General features: G+C 61.4%; 14 protein-coding genes. 2 read left to right on the forward strand and 12 right to left on the reverse strand.

Annotation, left to right across the window (positions count from 1 at the left end; all coding sequences use genetic code 11):
• Positions 1–141 precede the first annotated feature (141 nt).
• Complete coding sequence (locus HBJ59_RS16435; RefSeq protein ID WP_076017798.1) at positions 142–879, forward strand: ABC transporter substrate-binding protein; 738 nt, start codon at positions 142–144, stop codon at positions 877–879.
• 119 nt (positions 880–998) lie between these two features.
• Here the strand turns inward: HBJ59_RS16435 and yccS are convergent, their stop codons facing one another.
• From yccS to betI, 10 genes are all read right to left on the reverse strand, one after another.
• Entirely contained in the window at positions 999–3,182 is a 2,184-nt protein-coding gene (gene yccS / locus HBJ59_RS16440; protein WP_076017799.1) for a YccS family putative transporter, read from the reverse strand.
• A gap of 234 nt (positions 3,183–3,416) precedes the next feature.
• Positions 3,417–4,595, reverse strand: a complete 1,179-nt coding sequence (locus HBJ59_RS16445; protein WP_063026608.1) for an NAD(P)/FAD-dependent oxidoreductase — start codon at positions 4,593–4,595, stop codon at positions 3,417–3,419.
• 150 nt (positions 4,596–4,745) lie between these two features.
• Positions 4,746–6,083 (reverse strand): ATP-dependent RNA helicase DbpA, encoded by a 1,338-nt coding sequence (gene dbpA, locus HBJ59_RS16450; RefSeq protein WP_256670841.1) that lies wholly within the window; start codon positions 6,081–6,083, stop codon positions 4,746–4,748.
• A 130-nt stretch (positions 6,084–6,213) separates the two neighbouring features.
• Complete coding sequence (gene mdtD / locus HBJ59_RS16455) at positions 6,214–7,641, reverse strand: multidrug transporter subunit MdtD (protein ID WP_076017801.1); 1,428 nt, start codon at positions 7,639–7,641, stop codon at positions 6,214–6,216.
• A 37-nt stretch (positions 7,642–7,678) separates the two neighbouring features.
• Positions 7,679–8,569 carry an alpha/beta fold hydrolase gene (locus HBJ59_RS16460; RefSeq protein ID WP_076017802.1) on the reverse strand — a complete coding sequence of 297 codons (891 nt, stop codon included), beginning with the start codon at positions 8,567–8,569 and terminating at the stop codon, positions 7,679–7,681.
• Between the two features lie 301 nt (positions 8,570–8,870).
• Positions 8,871–10,187: a TldD/PmbA family protein gene (locus tag HBJ59_RS16465; RefSeq protein WP_167664128.1), complete on the reverse strand. Its 1,317-nt coding sequence runs from the start codon at positions 10,185–10,187 to the stop codon at positions 8,871–8,873.
• The gene (locus HBJ59_RS16470) at positions 10,187–11,629 is read right to left on the reverse strand and encodes a TldD/PmbA family protein (RefSeq protein ID WP_167664129.1); all 1,443 of its coding nucleotides are present in this window, start codon (positions 11,627–11,629) and stop codon (positions 10,187–10,189) included. Before HBJ59_RS16470 ends, HBJ59_RS16465 begins: the two co-directional genes overlap by 1 nt.
• Before the next feature lie 207 nt (positions 11,630–11,836).
• Positions 11,837–13,540: a choline dehydrogenase gene (gene betA, locus HBJ59_RS16475; protein ID WP_167664130.1), complete on the reverse strand. Its 1,704-nt coding sequence runs from the start codon at positions 13,538–13,540 to the stop codon at positions 11,837–11,839.
• 192 nt (positions 13,541–13,732) lie between these two features.
• A complete protein-coding gene (gene betB / locus HBJ59_RS16480; protein ID WP_167664131.1) occupies positions 13,733–15,205 on the reverse strand; it encodes a betaine-aldehyde dehydrogenase in 1,473 nt (490 codons plus the stop codon).
• A gap of 109 nt (positions 15,206–15,314) precedes the next feature.
• Entirely contained in the window at positions 15,315–15,908 is a 594-nt protein-coding gene (gene betI, locus HBJ59_RS16485; protein ID WP_010167549.1) for a transcriptional regulator BetI, read from the reverse strand.
• Positions 15,909–16,284: 376 nt separating this feature from the next.
• On the opposite strand from betI, the gene HBJ59_RS16490 reads away from it, so the two are divergent.
• Positions 16,285–18,219 (forward strand): BCCT family transporter, encoded by a 1,935-nt coding sequence (locus HBJ59_RS16490; protein ID WP_256576989.1) that lies wholly within the window; start codon positions 16,285–16,287, stop codon positions 18,217–18,219.
• Positions 18,220–18,283: 64 nt separating this feature from the next.
• Here the strand turns inward: HBJ59_RS16490 and choV are convergent, their stop codons facing one another.
• A complete protein-coding gene (gene choV / locus HBJ59_RS16495; RefSeq protein ID WP_076017808.1) occupies positions 18,284–19,462 on the reverse strand; it encodes a choline ABC transporter ATP-binding protein in 1,179 nt (392 codons plus the stop codon).
• Complete coding sequence (choW, locus tag HBJ59_RS16500; RefSeq protein WP_076017809.1) at positions 19,459–20,304, reverse strand: choline ABC transporter permease subunit; 846 nt, start codon at positions 20,302–20,304, stop codon at positions 19,459–19,461. The genes choV and choW overlap by 4 nt, the downstream gene beginning before the upstream one ends.
• Between the last annotated feature and the right edge of the window lie 14 nt (positions 20,305–20,318).

The following is a 20,318-nucleotide window of genomic DNA, read 5'->3' on the forward strand; positions in this document are numbered from 1 at the left end:
GAGATCAATTTGCCATCATTCTGTGCGCGCGCGACTGCCGCGTTTGTGTAATCTGCAGTGCAGGCTCATTGATGAGCTACTGTTAAACCCTCGGGTTCAACCCTGAGGTCAGGCCATAGAACGCCCGCCAAGGACTTGAGCATGCCGCGATTTTCTCGTGCCGTTGCTTTGATCGGTTTGTTGTTGCTGGCCCAGACGGCGGCGGCAGAACGCTTGCGCCTGGTGGCGGATGCCTGGCCGCCGTTTACCGATGCCACCCTGATCAATGGCGGGTTGGCCACCGACATCGTCACCACCGCCCTGGCCCGCGCCGGCTATGCCAGTGACTTTGAACAGGTGCCCTGGGCTCGAGCGCTGATGGGCGTGGGCGATGGGCGTTACGACGTGCTGGTCAATGCCTGGTACGACGATGCGCGTACTCAGTTGGGGCAGTTTTCCGGTGAGTACTTGCTCAATCGGGTGCTGTTTCTAAAGCGTCGGGACGACGCCATTGAGTACCAGAACCTGCAACAACTCCACGACTATCCCATCGCAGTGGTGCGCGGCTATGCCTATTCCGCGGCGTTCGACGCTGATCCGCAATTGCAGAAAGTCCCTGTGCATAACTTCGCCATGGCCGTACGCATGCTGGCGGCGCAGCGGGTGCGGCTGACGGTGGAGGATGAATTCGTCGCCCGCTACTACCTGGCTCGGGAGTCCGCCACCGTGCGTAATGCGGTGGAGTTTTTGCCGATGCCGCTGAGCGAGAACAGCCTGCACATTTTGGTCAGCCTGAAAAATCCGCAGCATGAGCAGATTGTCGCCGGGTTTGATCGGGAGATCGCCAGGATGAAGGCGGATGGTAGCTATGCGCGGTTGATGAAGCAGCATGGGATGTAGTGGGGCTAATGGCCCCTTCGCGAGTAAGTCGAATCGTCGCACCGCCCCTCCCACATTCGACCGCATTCCAAAGGTGGAACTCGGTCGAATGTGGGAGCGGGCTTGCTCGCGAAAGGGGTTCAGGCTTCGCTGGTGTCTTTGATCAGGTGAGCCGCCAGTGTGCGCAACGGCCCCAACTGCCGGCAGATCAACGCCAGTTGCGTCTGCACCAGCCGCTGCCCTTCATCAATCTCATCCGGCATCTGCTCCAGGTCCACCGCCAAGGCTTCTTCCGCATCACTCTGAATCGCGATCGGTTGCTTGTTGGCCAGCCCCGTGGCGATCTCGTCGATACTCGCCGCCAGCGTCTTCCCGGCGCCTTCGATCAAGTGTTCGCGCACCTCCGCAGGCAATTGGGTTTCCCGGTGCGCACCCAGCCCCGACAGGTAGCTGAGCAGTGTGTGTGACAGCACCAGGAACCTGAACCCCACATCCGCCTCCTTACGGAAATGCCCCGGCTCCATCAGCATATTCGCCAGGGTGGTGGACAGTGCGGCGTCGGCGTTGTGGGCATTGCGCCGGGCCAGGCGGTAAGCCAGGTCGTCGCTTTTGCCCGCTGCGTACTGCTGCATGATCTGCCGCAGGTAGATGCTGTTGCAGGTCAGGGTGTTGGCCAGCACTTTGTTCAGGCGTCGGCCCTGCCAGTCCGGCAGGAACAGGAACACCGCCAGCCCGGCGATGAGGCTGCCGAGCAAGGTATCGAACAAGCGTGGCAGGAACAGCCCGTAGCCGTCGCCCACCTGATTGAAGCAGAACAGCACCATCAGCGTGATCGCAGCGGTCGCCAGGGTGTAGCGCGTGGTGCGGTTGATAAAGAACACCAGGCCGGCGGCAATGGCGAACATCGACTGGATCAGCGGGTTGGGGAACAGGTCGAACAGCGCCCAGGCGATGGTCAGGCCGATGGCGGTGCCGATGATCCGCTGGCCCAGCTTGCGTCGGGTGGCGCCGTAATTCGGCTGGCACACGAACAGCGTGGTGAGGATGATCCAGTAGCCTTGGGACGGGTGAATCAAATGCACCATCCAATAGCCGATGCTCAGTGCCAGCGGCAGGCGCAGGGCGTGGCGGAACAGCAAGGAGGTTGGCGTCAGTTGCGTGCGCAGGCGGGTCCACATCTCCTTGAGGTTGCGCGGTGCACGGTCCAGCAGGCTGCTGTCGGTGGCATCGGCCAGGCTGTCGGGGTTGGCGGCGTCGCCGAGCAGGCGGTCCAGGGTCGACAGGTTGGCGGCCAGGGCACGCAGGGAGCGCAGCAGGCCGCGCCAGGCCGGGTTGCTCTGGATGCGCAGGTGTTCCAGGGAGGCATTCAGGTCGCCCAGGGCTTCGGCAAAGCTGTCGTCATAGACGAAGGGCTGGCGCAGCTGGATCGATTCGGCGAGGGTCTGGCAGGCCTTGCCTTGCTGGCGCAGCAGGCGCTGGCAGCGGAACAGCACGTCGCTGTGGAAGAAGGCGTCGGCGAGTGCGTTGTAAGGGTAGTGCGAGGAGCTGGCGCGTTCGTGGATGTCCTGGGCCAGGAAATACAGCTTGAGGTAGCGGCTCACCTTGGAGCCCGGGCGGCCATTGCCGACCCGGTGCAGGATGATCTCTTTGGCCGCGTTCAGTGCTGCCACCACCCGGCCGTTTTGCTGCGCCAGTTCCAGGCGTCGTGCTTCCACATCCAGCTGGCGGATCGGTTCGAACAATGAGGACTTGAGCTTGAGGTAGCGCCCCAGCTCACGAAACAACCGCGCCAGGCTCTGCTGCACTGGCTGGTTGGAAAACAGCACCTGCCACAGCACCGACAGCGCGCCATACCACGCGGCACCGGCCACCAGCAGCAAGGGTTCATGCCAGAAGTCCGTGACCGCACCCCCGCGCTGGTCCACGCCGATCATGGTGTAGACCGAGAGAATCAGGGTGGCCGAAGCGATCGCCCCATAACGCTCGCCCAGCGCACCGAGCATGGTCAGGCCGAAGCTGGAAAGAGCCAGGAAGATCGCGAAGATCCAGGGATAGGGGAAGAGCAGTTCGACGGACAGTGCCGCAGTGCTGAAACACACCAGTGTCACGGCCAGGGCGTTGAGCCGGCCTTGCCAGTTGTCATCGGTCTCGGCCAGGGCGCTGGCGATAATCCCCAGGAACAACGGGATCAGCAGCGCCATTTCATTCTGGTACCAGCACAGCGCCATGCTGCCGGTCAGGGCGATGAATACCCGTACGCTGTAACTGAATTTATCCAGTGCCCAAAGGCGCCGCATGGACTGCTTGAAGGAGGTCGATGACATGAAGGCTGGGGTCTTCCGGGACGATGCCGCTAAATTGAGCCAGTAATGACGCCACGGCAAGCGTGGCGATCACATCTGAGAGCAAAATTTATTCCAGTCATTACTTCCAAGCACACCACGAACCAAATGTGGGAGCGGGCTTGCTCGCGAATGCGGAGTGTCAGCTAATACATGAGTGACTGATACACCGCCTTCGCGAGCAAGCCCGCTCCCACATTTTTTTACCGCATTCCGTCAGGCAAATTGAGCGGCTGCATACCCGGAAGCCCAAGCCCACTGAAAGTTGAACCCGCCCAGGTGACCGGTCACATCCAACACTTCGCCGATGAAGTACAAGCCGGGGCTTTTCAGGGACTCCATGGTCTTGGACGAGACTTCCCGCGTGTCCACGCCACCCAGGGTGACCTCGGCGGTGCGATAGCCTTCGGTGCCCGCGGGCACCAATTGCCAGCTCCCCAGTTTGCTGGCGATGTCGGCAATTTCGGCATGGGTGTACTGCTTCATCGGCTTGGAAACGAACCAGGTTTCAGCCAGCAGGTTGGCCATCTTTTTTGTGAAGATCTCACCCAGCAGGGTTTTCAGCTCGCTGTTCGGGCGCTCGACCTGTTGCTCTTGCAGCCAGGTGTGGGCGTCGTGATCGGGCAGCAGGTTGATTTCCACGGTGTCACCGGACTCCCAGTACGAGGAAATCTGCAGGATCGCCGGCCCGCTCAGGCCACGGTGGGTAAACAGGATGTTCTCGCGAAAGCTCTGGTCGTTGCAGCTCACCAGGCAATCCACGGAAGTACCGGACAGCTCGCCGCACAATTCCTTGAGCTGATCGGTGATGGTGAACGGCACCAGCCCGGCGCGGGTTGGCAGCAGTTCATGGCCGAACTGCTTGGCCACTTGATAACCAAAGCCGGTGGCGCCCAGGGTTGGGATCGACAGCCCGCCGGTGGCGATCACCAGTGACTCGCAGCGCAACTCACCCAGGGTGGTTTGCAACTGGTAGCCGCCATCGACCTTGGCAATCTCTTGCACCGACGTATCCAGGTGCATGCTCACGCCGACCTGGATGCACTCATCCAGCAGCATCCCGAGGATGTCGCTGGACTTGTTGTCGCAGAACAGTTGGCCGAGTTTCTTCTCGTGGTACGGCACGCCGTGCTTGGCCACCAGCCCGATGAAATCCCACTGGGTGTAGCGGGCCAGGGCAGACTTGCAGAAGTGCGCGTTGTGGGAGAGGAAGTTGGCAGGCTCCGTGTACATATTGGTGAAGTTGCAGCGGCCACCGCCGGACATCAGGATCTTCTTGCCGGCCTTGTTCGCGTGGTCGATCAACATCACCTTGCGCCCACGCCCGGCGGCGGTCAGCGCACACATCAAGCCTGCGGCGCCGGCGCCAATGATTACGACTTCGGTAGAGCGCAAAACGGTGTCCTCACACATGAATCAGAAAGATCCCTGTAGGAGCGAGCTTGCTCGCGAAAAACTTCAACGATAACGCGTGCCGTCTGGGTAAACGCGGCGCGCTCAGGTTTTTCGCGAGCAAGCTCGCTCCTACAGTAGAGCGGTGGCGCTTTAGAGAATACGCACGCGCAACGAACGGCCTTTGATCTTGCCGTCATTCAAGCGCTGCAGCGCCTGCTTGGCGATCCCGCGTTCCACAGCCACGAAGGCCTGGAAATCAAAGATCGCGATCTTGCCAACCTGGGCCCCCGGAATCCCGGCTTCACCGGTCAGTGCGCCAAGGATGTCGCCCGGGCGAACCTTGTCTTTACGGCCGGCACCAATGCACAGGGTGCTCATCACCGGCAGCAACGGGCCGCCGCTCTGAGGCTTGAGGTTGTCCAGTTGGTCCCAGTTCAGCGGCGACTTCTGCAGTTGCTCGATGGCCTGGGCGCGATGGGCTTCGGACGGTGCAACCAGGCTGATAGCAATGCCAGTCTCGCCCGCACGGCCGGTACGGCCCACACGGTGGATGTGGATTTCCGAGTCGCGGGCCAGTTCGACGTTGATCACCATGTCCAGTGCATCAATGTCCAAGCCGCGGGCGGCAACGTCGGTGGCAACCAGTACCGACGTACTGCGGTTGGCGAACATCGCCAGCACTTGGTCACGGTCACGCTGTTCCAGGTCGCCGTGCAGGCCGACTGCGGAAATGCCCTTGGCGGTCAGGTGATCCACGGTTTCCTGCACTTGCTGCTTGGTAAAGCAGAAGGCTACGCAAGAAGCCGGACGGAAATGCGCCAGAACCTTGGTCACCGCGTCCATGCGCTCTTCCGGGGAAATCTCGTAGAAGCGCTGCTCGATCTGATCGTCCGAGTGGAACGCTTCGGCCTTGACCTGTTGCGGCGCGCGCATGAATTTCGAGGCCAGCTGCTTGATGCTCACCGGGTAGGTGGCCGAGAACAGCAGGGTCTGGCGGCGGGCCGGGGTCTTGCTGATGATGTCTTCGATGGCGTCGTAGAAGCCCATGTCGAGCATGCGGTCGGCTTCATCGAGGATCAGCGTGTTCAAGCCGTCCAGAACCAGCGAACCCTTGCGCAGGTGCTGCTGGATGCGGCCCGGGGTGCCGACGATGACGTGGGCGCCGTGTTCCAGGGAAGCGATCTGTGGGCCGAGGGACACGCCGCCGCACAGGGTCAGCACCTTGATGTTGTCTTCGGCGCGGGCCAGGCGGCGGATTTCCTTGGCCACCTGGTCAGCCAACTCGCGGGTCGGGCACATGACCAGTGCCTGGCAGCCGAAGTAGCGCGGGTTGATCGGGTTCAGCAGGCCGATGCCGAAGGCTGCGGTCTTGCCGCTGCCGGTCTTGGCCTGGGCAATCAGGTCCAGCCCTTTGAGGATCACCGGCAAGCTTTGCGCCTGGATCTGCGTCATCTCGACATAACCCAGCGAGTCGAGGTTAGCCAGCATGGCGGCGGACAGGGGCAAAGTATTAAAAGCGGTGGCGATGGTAGTCACGGGACTGGCTCTGCAAAACAAAATGTCGCGCAGTGTACCAGCCCCGTGGGATTTTCCCTGCAAGTTCTAGACGAGAAGCCTGTTAATGCTCAATGTCGTGCTCGCGGCTGACCATCCGTTTGCCGTCTTTTGGCGACAATTGCAGGAAGATCGCCGCCGCCAGCATCGCCATGATGCCCACGGTGACGAAGGTCAATTGGAACGCGCCGAGCACGGTATCGACCCCGTCGTTGCCCACTTCAGCGGTAAAACCGCCCAGCAACGCACCGGCGCAGGCCACCCCCAGGCTCAGGGACAATTGCGCGACCACCGACAGCAAACTGTTGCCGCTGCTGGCCTGGGCATCGTCGAGGTCGATCAGGGTCACGGTGTTCATCGCGGTAAATTGCAGCGAGTTGATTGCCCCGAGGACCGCCAGCATGCCCAGCAGCAACGGGTAGGGCGTGTGTTCGCTGACTAGGCCCATGCTCGCCAGCATGATCCCCAGCGCCAGGGTGTTGCCGGTGAGCACCACGCGGTAGCCCAGGCGCTCGATCAGCGGCCGGGCGATGGACTTGGCAAACATCGCCGCCGCCGCCAGCGGCAGCATGCTCATCCCCGCTTCGGACGGCGAATAACCCAGCGCCACCTGCAACAGCAGCGGCACCAGGAACGGCAACGCGCCGCTGCCCAGGCGGGCGAACAGGTTACCGAGGATGCCCACGGCAAAGGTCCGGGTCTTGAACAGCACCGGCGAGAACAGTGGATTATCGATATGCCCGGCCCGCAGCCAATACGCGGCCAGGCACGCCAGGCCACCGAACAGCAGCAACATCACCCGCAGGTGCGGCAGGTGCAATTCGCCGAGGCCTTCCATGGCGATGGTGATCAGCACCATCGCCGCGCCGAACAGCAGGAAACCCACGCCGTCGAAACGGGTGCGTTCGCTGCCGCGCAGGTCGGGGATGAATTTCCAGACGGCGTAGCAGCCGATGATGCCCACCGGCAGGTTGATCAGGAAGATCCAGTGCCAGGTCAGGTATTGCACCATCCAGCCGCCCATGGTCGGGCCGAGCAGCGGGCCCAGCAGCCCGGGAATGGTGATGAAGCCCATGATCCGCACCAGCTCCGAACGCGGGTAGGCACGCAGCACCACCAGCCGGCCCACTGGCAACATCAAGGCACCGCCCAGGCCCTGGATCACCCGGGCGCCCACCAGCATGGTCAAGGTGCTGGAGAGCGCGCAGAGCAACGAGCCAATGCTGAACAGCATGATCGCGCCGAAGAAAATCTTCTTGGTGCCGAAGCGGTCGGCGACCCAGCCGGAGGCCGGGATCAGCAAGGCCACCGTCAGCATGTAGGCGATCACCACGCCTTGCATACGCAGCGGGTTCTCCGCCAGGTCTCGGGCCATGGCCGGCAAAGCGGTGTTAAGAATCGTCCCATCCAGCGACTGCATGAAGAAGGCAATCGCTACCACCCAAGGTAGCCAGCGGGCGGTCTTGGCATCGAGAGGGGCGCGATTCGGCATGAGTTACCTTTTTTGTTAGCAGCCTATGTTTCGGCGATTATGCGCCATCGGCAGCTCCTTTTCCCACTGGCGCTTCGTCTATATCTGACAACGCCACGTCTTTGCCCACCAGGAAGTCAATCAGCGCCCGGTGCACGGCCAGGGCCGCTTCGCGGGATTCCAGGTCGAGCAAATGGCCGGTGTGCTCGGCCGTGGCAAAGCTGCTGCGGCCTACGTATTTTTTGAACAGTTGGGCTTCATCTGCCGGGGTGTACTCGTCCAGCACGCCGTTGAGGAAGTGCACCGGGGTTTCGATCCGGGTCAATTGCGGCAGGTAGTTGCCGTCACCCAGCGCCAGCACCTGATGGATATGGAACCGCGCCTGGCGATACTCGGTGGTGGCCATGGTCGACAGATGACGGTGGTTATTGCGCTTGAGCCGGGGCGACAGGTATTTGCCCACGGTTTCATTCAGCAGATGGCCGACGGCAGATTTGTCATCGGCCTCGATCAGTACGCGCACCCGTTCCACGTACTCGAGCATCGCCCGATTGAGGTTGGGCGCCAGTGCCATCACCACCGAGCTTTCAATGGAGGGCGGATTATGGGCCAGGGTCAGCAGCGTGGAAATCCCGCCCCATGAGGCGGACACCAGATGGTTGACCTGAAAGCGCTCCACCAGTGCCCGCAGGATCTGCACTTCATCGTCCTTGGTCACAAGGTCGAGGTCGGTGTTGTGGGGGCGCGAATAGCCGGAGAACGGCAAGTCGAACATCAGCACATTGAAGTGCTCGGACAGGCACTTGCTGGTGCGGGCAAAAGAGCGGGTGGTGGAGAGCGCGCCATTGACCAACAGCACGGTTTTCTTCTCTGGGTTGTTACCAAGCTGCTCTACGTGAACGTTGTAGTGCTTGAACAGCTTTTCAATGACAAAACTTCCATGGTTCATGTCAACGCTCCAGCTTGCCCTATCCCGGGCAAGGTCATGCATCACTTGAATGTAGGAGCGAGCTTGCTCGCGAAGATCGTCAACGATGACGCGGTTTGCCTGCCTTGACGCGGTGCTCTCGGGTTTTTCGCGAGCAAGCTCGCTCCTACGGTGGCTTTGGGTGGCTGAGTGCCACTAACCGTTATAACGAGAATTTCGGCAGGGAACAACAGACCGGATGGCCGGTATAGAGAGGCGGAAGGTTCGCCGGGAGGGAGGATAATCCCCCGTAGGAATTGTCATTCAAAACGGGGGAGGAGTTTTACAGGGTCAGTGTCAGGCGTTTTACCAACGCCCCCGGCAATAGATTGGATGAGGTATTGCGCTGGCTATACGTACTCGCCGACAGCAGCAATTCCCGATCAGCGGTCAATGCCTCCAACTGCGAACCCAGCAGGCCGTAAACGCTGTCATCAAAACGCATGGTGCTGACCGGCGCCTTGATCTCGCCGTCCTCGACCCAGAACGTGGCGAAGCGGGTCATGCCGGTCAGGCGCGCGGCGGGCTGGTCGGAGTAGTTCAGGTACCACAGGTTGCTGATGTACAAACCGGTGCCCAATTGCTTGAGGATATCGGCCTGGGCCAGGCTGCCGGCGGCCATCTGCAAGGCGCTGGGCGATTCATCGCTGCTGGCGCCGTTGGTGCTCAAGCCGTATTCGGCCGCGCTGCGGGAGTTCACCAGTTGGCCTTCGGCCTTGCCGGCATTGATCAGCTTCACGTCGCTGCGTGGATAGCCGTCACGGGAAAACGCCGAGCTCAGGGAACCACTGACCTGTTCGTCTATGGCCACCAACGGGCTCAAGGCCTGGTCGCCGTTGTACAAGCGTTGCAACGGGCTGCCTTTACTGGCGATGGACTGGGCGGAAAAACCGCCCCAGGTCAGCATGCTGATGATCTCTTCCATGGCCGCCGGCGCCAGGTAGGCGCGGTACTGCCCAGGCGCCAGCGGGTGCAGCGGGCGGCCGAGGAATTCCAGTTGCTCGCGGGCCTGCTGGAAACGCTGGGCGAAGGCCGCGCGGTCCCAATCGTTGCCGGCGTAGCTGGCTTTCACCGCTTCGCCGTTGGCGTGGAACAGGCTGAAGTCGAAGTTGAAACTGTTGGCCTGGTGCCAGCCAAAGGCGCCTGATGAGCTGGCGAAGCCACGACTGATCGGGCCAGCGGCGTAGAAGCCGACCATGTCCACACCTTCGGCGGCCACACTGATTGCTTCCAGCACCTGGGCCAGGTCCGGCAGCGGTCGGTCCTGCTGGTCCTTGTTTTGCCAGGCGTTGTGATTGAGCAGCAGGTACGGATCCTGCGGCAACAACGGCAAGGTCTCGCGCAGCTGTTGCAGGCCGTTGGCCAGGCGCTGGCGATCCAGCTCAGGCTCGCCCGCCAGGGTGATACCGAGGTCGGCGTGGCGCCCGTCGTTGATCAGCTTCAGGTTCAGGCTGGCTTGTTGCACCTGGCCGGCCTGGCGCACTTTGCCGTGGTTGAAACGCACAAACTCTGACGACTCGTCGGCGTAGCCGAGGTGGAATTGTTCGTTGTCGGTGATGGCCTGCTTGAGCCAGTCCACCAGGGCTTTGAAATTGTTCATCAGGCGTCTCCCCCGAATACGTCCACGTTGCTAAACACGCAGGCCGGCGACGCATGGCCGACGCGGATCACCTGGTTCGGCTCGCCCTTGCCGCAATTTGGTGTGCCCAGGACCCTGGAGGTGCTGGCGTCGCCGACAGCGCTGAGGTTGCGCCAGAACTGCGCGGAAATCGCCCGGTAGTTGGGGTTTTTCACCACGCCTTTGAGCTCGCCGTTTTCAATCAACTGGCCCCATTCGCAACCGAACTGGAATTTGTTGCGCGCGTCGTCAATCGACCAGGAACGGTTGGTGGACATCAGGATGCCGTTCTCGATACCGCCAATCAGCTGCGCCATGTTCTGGTCGCCGACCTCGATATTCAGGTTGGCCATACGGTCGATGGGCGCGCGATTCCAACTGCAGGCGCGGCTGTTGGCCACGCCTTGCATGCCGGAGCGGTACTGCGACAGTGCACCGCCCAACGGCTTGAGCAGCAGGCCTTCGCGGATCAGGAATTGTTTGCTGGCCTTCGTGCCGTCGTCGTCATGCCCATAGCTGGCGAGCTGCTCGGGAATGTCCGGGTCGAAGGTTACGTTCAGCAGTTTGGAGCCGTATTGCAGGTGGCCGAAGTCGCTGGCCTTGACGAAGCTGGTGCCGGCGTAATTGCGCTCGTCGCCGAGGATACGGTCGAGTTCCAACGGGTGGCCGATGGACTCGTGGATCTGCAGGATCATCTGGTCGGGCATCAGCAGCAGGTCGCGCGGGCCTTGGGGCGTGTTCGGTGCCAGCAGCAGTTGCAGCGCCTGCTCGGCAATCTGCGGCGCGGCGCCCACCAGGCCGAAGCGGCTGATCACGTCAAAGCCGCCTTGCTGGCCGAAGTTGGTGCCGCCCAGAGTGCGGGTCTGGCTGTCATCGCCATCGTAGGCCGTGACGCTGACGCCGGGGAACACAAACCGCTGGGCCTGGCGCAGTTCGGCGCCGGCGCTGTTGAGGTAGATCTGTTCGACGTGGGTGGTGCCCAGGCTGACTTCCCAGTTCACCAGGCGCTCGTCCTTGGGCACAGCGGCAGATTCGGCGCCGAGCAGTTGGTAGCAGTCGCTCAGGGACGGGAAGGGCTGGTCGAGGTTCGGCGACAGGTAGTCGGCGATGTCGCTGGACACTGGCTGGTCGCGCAGGTCGAGCAGGGCGTGAGGCTTGATGAGTCGGGCTTGCTGTTCGGCGCGATCGAGGGCGGCTTGCAGGCCGGGCAGGGAAATGTCGTGAGTGGCGGCGTAGGCTTCGACGCCGTTGAGGCGCACGGTGAGCATCGCGCCTTCGTCCTGGCTGAGGTGTGGCGGCTCGGCGACGTTTTTGCGTACCGACAGGTACTGGCCGGACTCGCGGACATAGCGCAGGGAGAAGAATTCGGCGGTGGTGCGCAGGGCACTGAACTGCTTTTTGAGTGTGGCGTGGTGTTCGAACATGGGGCCTTCCTTGTGGGCGGCTCGGCGCGGGCAGGCAAATAGAGTAGGCCTGGGCTAGGGAGCTGATCAAGGAAAGTGTAGGGGAGGGGTTTTGCAGTGTCTGGTCGGGCCTCTTCGGGAGCAAGCCCCCTCCCACATTTGATCGGGTTCACACGGTCAAAAGGTGGGAGCGGGCTTGCTCGCGAAGGGAGCGCCGCGGTGTATCAGTTACTGCGCAGTAGGACCTACTTCACGCATCGGCTTGCCACGCACCGGCGCATCGCCCGCTACGTAGTAATCCGCAGTGCTGCGCGGCAGTGGCTGGCGGCCACGGATCTTGTCGGCGATTTTCTCGGCGATCATGATCGTCGGCGCGTTCAGGTTACCGGTGGTGATGATCGGCATGATCGACGCATCAACTACGCGCAGACCCTGCATGCCATGCACACGGCCTTCGGCGTCTACCACGGCCATCTCGTCGGTGCCCATCTTGCACGAGCAGGACGGGTGGAACGCAGTTTCGGCGTGCTCACGGATAAATTTATCCAGTTGCTCGTCGGTCTGCACGTCGATGCCCGGGCTGATTTCGCGGCCACGGTATTGGTCGAGTGCCGGCTGTTGCATGATTTCACGGGTCAGGCGGATGCCGTCGCGGAATTCCTGCCAGTCCTGCTCGGAGGCCATGTAGTTGAAGAGGATGCTCGGGTATTCCCGTGGGTTCTTCGACTTCAATTGCACGCGGCCACGGCTCGGCGAACGCATGGAGCCCATGTGCGCCTGGAAACCGTGCTCTTTCACACCGTTGCTGCCGTTGTAGTTAATCGCCACCGGCAGGAAGTGGTACTGGATATTCGGCCAATCGAAGTCTTCACGGGTACGAATGAAACCGCCCGCTTCGAACTGGTTGCTGGCGCCGATGCCGGTGCCGTTGAACAGCCATTCGGCACCGATGGCCGGTTGGTTGTACCAGAGCAGCGACGGGTACAGCGAGACCGGTTGGGTGCACGCGTATTGCAGGTACAGCTCAAGGTGATCCTGCAGGTTTTCGCCGACGCCAGGCAGGTCGTGGACCACCGGGATGTCGAGGCTTTCCAGCAGTTTCGCCGGGCCTACGCCTGAGCGCTGCAGCAGTTGCGGCGAAGCGATTGCGCCGCTGCACACCAGGACTTCCTTGCGGGCACGGGCTTCAACACGCTCTTCGGCAGCACCGATCAGGTAACGCACGCCGACGGCGCGCTTGCCTTCGAACAGGACTTTGTCGGTCAGGGCGTGGGTGACGATGGTCAGCGTCGAGCGCTTCTTGGCCGTGTCCAGGTAACCGCGAGCGGTGCTGGCGCGACGACCGTTTGGCGTCACGGTACGGTCCATCGGGCCGAAGCCTTCCTGCTGGTAGCCGTTCAAGTCTTCGGTACGCGGGTAACCGGCTTGTACGCCTGCTTCAACCATCGCGTGGAACAGCGGGTTGTTGCCGGCCTTTGGCGTGGTCACGCTGACCGGGCCGTCGCCACCGTGGTAGTCGTTCGGGCCGATGTCGCGGGTTTCGGCTTTACGGAAGTACGGCAGGCAGTCGAGGTAGGTCCAGTTTTCCAGGCCCGGCAGTTTCGACCAGTTGTCGTAGTCCATCGCGTTGCCGCGGATGTAGCACATGCCGTTGATCAGCGAGGATCCACCGAGGCCTTTGCCGCGACCGCATTCCATCCGGCGACCGTCCATGTGTGGCTCTGGATCGGTTTCGTAGGCCCAGTTGTAGCGGCGGCCTTGCAGGGGGAACGCCAGCGCGGCTGGCATTTGGGTACGGAAATCGAGACGGTAGTCCGGGCCGCCGGCTTCCAGCAGCAGGACAGTGACGCCTTCGTCTTCGGTCAGACGGGTCGCCAGGGTGTTACCGGCGGAGCCGGCACCCACAATGATGTAGTCGTATTCTTGGGACATAAAATGCACCCTCATGTAAGTGGTTCAAGCTGCTTTTGTGGCGAGGGAGCTTGCTCCCGCTCGACTGCGCAGCAGTCGCAAAATCAGCGAACGAGTTCGGTCTGGCGAACTGCGATGCCTGGGATGGGGCTGCTGCGCAGCCCAGCGGGAGCAAGCTCCCTCGCCACAAAGGCGCACCCCTGGCTGGCAGGTTTAGAACACCGAGGCGTAGTCGCCCAGCTCAACCTGTACCGATTTGATGCGAGTGAAGTTGTTCAGCGAGCTGATCCCGTTTTCACGGCCCACGCCCGATTGCTTGTAGCCGCCCACCGGCATCTTCGCGTCGGACTCGCCCCAGGCGTTGATCCAGCAGATACCGGCTTCCAGCTGATGAATCACGCGGTGCGCGCGGTTCAGGTCTTTGGTCACCAGGCCAGCGGCCAGGCCGAAGTCGGTGTCGTTGGCGCGACGGATCACTTCTTCTTCGGTGTCGTAGGTGAGGATGCTCATCACCGGGCCGAAGATTTCTTCACGGACGATGGTCATCTCGTCGGTGCAGTCGGTGAACACGGTCGGAGCCACGTAGGCACCCTTGGCGAATTCGCCGTCGGTCAGGCGCTCGCCGCCGCACAGCAGGCGCGCACCTTGCTCTTTACCTTTGGCGATGTAGCCGAGCACGCTTTCCATGTGGGCGAAGCTGACCAGCGGGCCGAAGTTGGTGTTTTCATCTTCCGGGTTGCCGATGCGGATGCGTGCAACGCGCTCGGCGATCTTGGCTTCGAACGCGCCTTTGAGGGCGGTCGGAACGAAGACGCGAGTGCCGTTGGTGCAGACCTGGCCCGAGCTGTAGAAGTTGGCCATCATCGCGATGTCGGCGGCGCGGTCGAGGTCGGCGTCGTCGAAAATGATCAGCGGGGATTTGCCGCCCAGTTCCATGGTCACTTCTTTGAGCGAGGAGCTCGAAGCGCTGGCCATGACTTTCTTGCCGGTGTCGGTGCCGCCGGTGAAGGAGACTTTCTCGATGCGCGGGTGCTCGGTCAGCCAGGTGCCGACTTCACGGCCGCTGCCGGTCAGAACGTTGAACACACCGTCCGGAACGCCGGCTGCGGTGTAGATTTCAGCCAGTTTCAGGGTGGTCAGCGAGGTGACTTCGCTTGGCTTGAAGATCATCGCGTTACCGGCCGCCAGGGCCGGTGCGGATTTCCACAGGGCGATCTGGATCGGGTAGTTCCACGCGCCGATACCGGCCACGACGCCCAGCGGCTCGCGACGGGTGTAGACGAACGAAGTGTCACGCAGCGGGATCTGCTCGCCTTCGATGGCGGGCACCAGGCCTGCGTAGTATTCCAGCACGTCGGCGCCGGTGACGATGTCGACGTATTGGGTTTCGGAGTACGGCTTGCCGGTGTCGAGGGTTTCCAGGGCGGCCAGCTCGTCGTTGCGCTCGCGCAGGATGTCGACGGCACGACGCAGGATGCGCGAACGCTCCATGGCGGTCATGGCGGCCCAGATTTTCTGGCCCTTTTCGGCGCTGACCACAGCGCGCTCAACGTCTTCTTTAGTAGCGCGTTGCACGTTGGCGAGAACTTCACCGTTAGCCGGGTTGATGGCTTCGAAAGTGGCATCGCTGCCAGCGTCGGAGTAGCCGCCGTCAATGTAGAGTTTTTGCAGTTCGAAACGGGCCATAAAGTCCTCGCAAGTGCATCAGTGGTTGGCGTTAACCGCCGAAGGTGGGCCATAAGGTTCTGGCAACACCGGCCGGCAGCCGTTCAGGGGTTGAGCGTTTATGTGTGCTCTAACTCACCTGCTTGGCCAATTGGAAATCCATGTATTCGTAAGCGATCCGTTGCGCCTGCTCCGTGTCGAAAGCGTCTCCCGACAGGGCGCCGCGCAACCACAAACCGTCGATCAGGGCCGCCAGGCCTCGGGCTGCGCTGCGTGCCTCGGACAACGGCAACGCTCGGCGGAACTGGCAGCACAGGTTGGAATACAGACGGTGATCGTTGATCCGCTGCAGCCTGTGCAATGACGGGTGGTGCATGCTGGTGGCCCAGAAGGCCAGCCAGGTTTTCATAGCCGGGCCGTTGACTTGGCTGGCGTCGAAGTTGCCTTCGATGATCACCTGAAGATGAGCCCGCGGGCTGTCATCTTTCAGCGCCAACCGGCGCTCGGTGACGTTCTCGATCAGGACGTTCATCAGGTACCGCATCGTGGCGGCGATCAGGCCATTCTTGTCCTGAAAGTAGTGACTGATGATGCCATTCGAGACACCGGCCAGACGGGCGATCAGCGCAATGCTGGCATCTCCCATCCCGACCTGATCGACCGCAGTCAATGTGGCTTCGATCAACTGCTGGCGGCGTATGGGTTGCATACCGACCTTGGGCATCGTGCACCTCTCCTTAGGCCTGCCAACGGGCGATAAACGTCCGTCGGCTTGTGGGCCAGTCTATTTTGTTTTGATTGAACGTTCAATCAACAAAGAATAAGATCTGCGACAAATGGTCGCTGCCTACAGGTATTTCCTACGTGCATGTGGCGCCACCTGACATCGGGAAAACCCATGAAACAGCCCGGCACAGCGGTTCGCCGAGGGTTCATGGTTTTTCGGGGTGTCTTTATACACCCGTCCGTCGACTGCCGAAAAATCGATGGCTCGGGTCATGCGTTGCCTTGTGTTTCTCTGCACTGCCCGGAGCATCTGTGCCATGAGTTCTGCCTCTCTTATAAAGACCCCGCCGGAAAAGGTGCGGGTCAACGGTTGGGTGTTCTACACCTCCACCGCGCTGATTCTGTTGTTGACCGCGATTCTGATTATCGCCCCGCAGGAAGCCGGCAGGATGCTCGGTGTGGCCCAAGCCTGGTTGTCGAAAAGCTTTGGCTGGTACTACATGGTTGTGATCGCCGCCTACCTGGTGTTTGTGGTGGGCCTGGCGTTCTCGTCCTACGGAAAATTGAAACTGGGCAGCAAGGACGACACCCCGGACTTCAGCTACGGCGCCTGGGCCGGCATGCTCTTCTCGTCGGGCATCGGCATCTCGCTGCTGTACTTCGGCGCGTCCGAGCCGCTGGACCACTACTTCAACCCGCCTGAAGGCGCGTCGGCCACTGGCGACGCTGCGCGTCAGGCATTGCAGTTGACGTTCCTGCACTGGGGCCTGCACGGCTGGGCGATCTACGCACTGGTCGGCCTGGCCGTGGCGTACTTTGCCTACCGTCATAACCAGCCGCTGGCCTTGCGCTCGGCGCTGTACCCGCTGGTGGGCGAGCGTTGGGTCAAAGGCGCGGCCGGTCACGCGGTGGACGGTTTCGGCATGTTCGTAACGCTGCTGGGCCTGGTGACGAACCTGGGGATCGGTTCGATGCAAGTGTCCTCCGGGTTGGAAAACCTGTTCGGCATGGAGCACAGCAACACCAACCTGCTGATCGTGATCATCGTGATGAGCACCGTGGCGACTATTGCTGCCGTGTCGGGTGTGGAAAACGGCATTCGCCGCCTGTCCAACCTGAACATCGTGCTGTTCAGCGGCCTGCTGATTTTCGTGCTGCTGTTTGGCCCGACCCTGCACTTGCTCAACGGCCTGGTGCAAAACACCGGCGACTACCTGAACGGTATCGTGCTGAAAACCTTCGACCTGTACGTGTACGAAGGCGACGCCGACAAGACCGAACGCTGGATGGGCCTGTGGACCCTGTTCTACTGGGCCTGGTGGATTTCCTGGGCGCCATTCGTGGGCATGTTCATCGCACGTATTTCCCGTGGTCGTACGGTGCGTGAACTGGTCGCCGGTGTGCTGCTGATCCCGTTGGGCTTCACCCTGGCGTGGTTGTCGATCTTCGGCAACTCGGCCTTGGACCTGGTGTTGAACCATGGCGCGGTGGAGTTGGGCAAGACCGCACTGGAACAGCCGTCCATGGCGATCTACCAGCTGCTTGAGCATTACCCGGCGTCGAAAATCGTCATCGGTGTGTCGATCTTTGTCGGCTTTGTACTGTTCCTGACCCCGGCGGATTCCGGCGCAGTGATGATGGCGAACCTGTCCTGCAAGGGCGGCAACGTTGACGAAGATGCGCCGCACTGGCTGCGGATTTTCTGGTCGGTCGTCATCACGCTGGTGACCATCGGCCTGCTGTTCGCCGGTAACTTCGAAGCCATGCAAACCATGGTGGTGCTGGCCGGCCTGCCGTTCTCGGTGGTGCTGATCCTGTTCATGTTCGGCCTGCACAAAGCAATGCGCCAAGACGTGGCGATCGAGCTGGAGCAGGCGCAATTGGCTGAACGTGGTCGGCGTGGTTTCAGCGAGCGTTTGACTGCCCTGGACCTGCAACCGAGCCAAGGTACCGTGCAGCGCTTTATGGACAAACACGTCACGCCGGCGCTGGAAGAAGCGGCGACTGCGTTGCGTGATCAGGGGCTGGAAGTGCAGACCCTGCTGGGTAAATCCAAGCGCTGCATTGGTGTGCGCATCGAGATGGAAGAGGGTAATCCGTTTGTCTACGAGGTGAGCCTGGATGCTTATTCGTCGGCACCGAGCGACTTGCCCGAGGAAGAGCGCACGCGTTACTACCGCGCCGAGGTTTACCTGCACAACGGGCCTCAAGAGTACGACCTGATGGGCTTCACCCAGGAACAGATCACCCGGGACGTGCTCGATCAGTTTGAAAGCCATCGGCAGCTCCTTGGCCGTGTCTATAGCTGAGTGTTGAAAGGACAGGTGGTGTCGTTACTGACACCACCTGAGCAAAATGTGGGAGCGGTGTCTGTTAGCCCAGGTTCTTGCCCAAGAGGGCGTGATAGAGCTCGCTGTCACCCAGAATCCCTACCACCTTGTTGTCGTCCTGCAGCACCAGCTTGTTCCCTGTCTGGTACCGAATCTGCAACGCATCGCGCATCCCGATATTGGAATCCACCAGCGTCGGTATCCGTCCCAAACCTTCCACGGCTTGCCCCGGTGCCCAGTTCTGCAAGTTCAGCACCGCGCCGTTCTGCCGCGCCCCCTTGATGGTGTTGCCTTCCGCCAGGTCCAGCCACGAGTCACCGCCCGGGTCCAGGCTGATGGAGCCGTTGACGTGGGTGCAGTTATCCAACGTGCGCATCAGGCTGCGGCCACACAGCACATTCAGCGGGTTGGTGTGGGCCACGAAGGTCCGCACATAGTCATCCGCCGGGTTCAGCACGATCTCTTCCGGCACGCTGTACTGGATGATCCGGCCGTCTTTCATGATCGCGATGCGGCTGCCGAGTTTCAGCGCCTCATCCAGGTCGTGGCTTACAAATACGATGGTCTTGCTCAGCTTGCGTTGCAGCTCCAGCAACTCATCCTGCAAGCCCTGGCGGATCAGCGGGTCGAGTGCGGAGAAGGGTTCGTCCATCAGCAGGATATCGGCGTCCATCGCCAACGCGCGGGCCAGGCCGACACGTTGCTGCATGCCGCCGGAAAGCTCGTCGGGCTTCTTGTTGCGCCACTGCGACAGGCCCACCAGTTCCAGCTTGTCGTCCACCAGCTTGCGCCGCTCTTTCTCCGGGCGGCCCTGCATCTCCAGGCCGAAGCTGATGTTTTCGCGCACCGTCAGCCAAGGCATCAGGGCGAACTTTTGAAACACCATCGCGATGCGCTGGGTGCGCATCATTTTCAGCTCGGCGGGGGTGCAGGACGCGATGTCGATCTGCCGACCTTCATGCTCCACAAACAGCTTGCCGCGGCTGACGGTGTTCAAGCCGTTGATGCAGCGCAGCAAGCTCGACTTGCCCGAGCCGGACAGGCCCATCAGCACGCAGATCTCGCCTTTCTCGACATCCAGGCTGGCGTTTTCAACGCCGACAATCTGCCCGGTCTTTTTCAGGATCTCGTTGCGCGTCATGCCCTGGTCCAGCAGCTTGAGCGCTTCGCGTGGGTCTTTGGAGAAGATCACGTCGACATTTTCGAACCGGATAATGCTCATGCATCACCCCCTACTTTGGCGTCGGGTTGTTTGCAGATGCGGTCGAGCATGATGGCCAGCAATACGATCGCCAGGCCCGCTTCAAAGCCCAGGGCGATGTCGGCGGTGTTCAGTGCGTTGACCACCGGTTTGCCGAGGCCGTCGGCGCCCACCAGGGCTGCGATAACCACCATCGACAACGACAGCATGATGCATTGGGTAATGCCGGCGGCGATGCTCGGCATGGCGTGGGGCAGTTCAATCCGCGAGAGCAACTGACGGCGCGAGCAGCCAAAGGCCTTGCCGGCGTCCATCAACTCTTGCGGCACATCACGGATACCCAGGTAAGTCAGACGGATAGGCGCGGCAATCGCAAACACCACCGTGGAAATCAGCCCGGGCACCACACCCAGCCCGAAGAGGGTCAGGGTAGGGATGAGGTAGACGAAGGTCGGTACGGTCTGCATCAGATCGAGCACCGGCCGCATCAGGGTGTAGAACATCGGTTTGTGCGCGGCAACGATGCCCAGCGGCACGCCGATCACCACGCAGACCAGGGTGGCGAACAGCACCTGCGCCAGGGTCTCCATGGTTTCCTGCCAGTACCCAAGATTCAGGATCAGCAGGAAGGAGGCGATGACAAACACCGTCAGGCCCCATTTGCGTTGAATGAAGTGAGCGAGCAGCGCAATCAGACCGATCAATGCCAGTGGATTGAACCAGGTCAGCGCGAACGTCACGCCGTGGATCATCGTTTCCAGGGTCGATGCGATTGCGTCGAAGTAGTTGGCCCCGTGTTGGGTCAACCATTCAACGAAGGCAGCGATGTACTGGCCTAGCGGGATTTTATGTTCAGTCAGCATGGTAGTGAATGTCC

This window comes from Pseudomonas sp. AN3A02, assembly GCF_011765255.1.
Lineage (GTDB): Bacteria > Pseudomonadota > Gammaproteobacteria > Pseudomonadales > Pseudomonadaceae > Aquipseudomonas.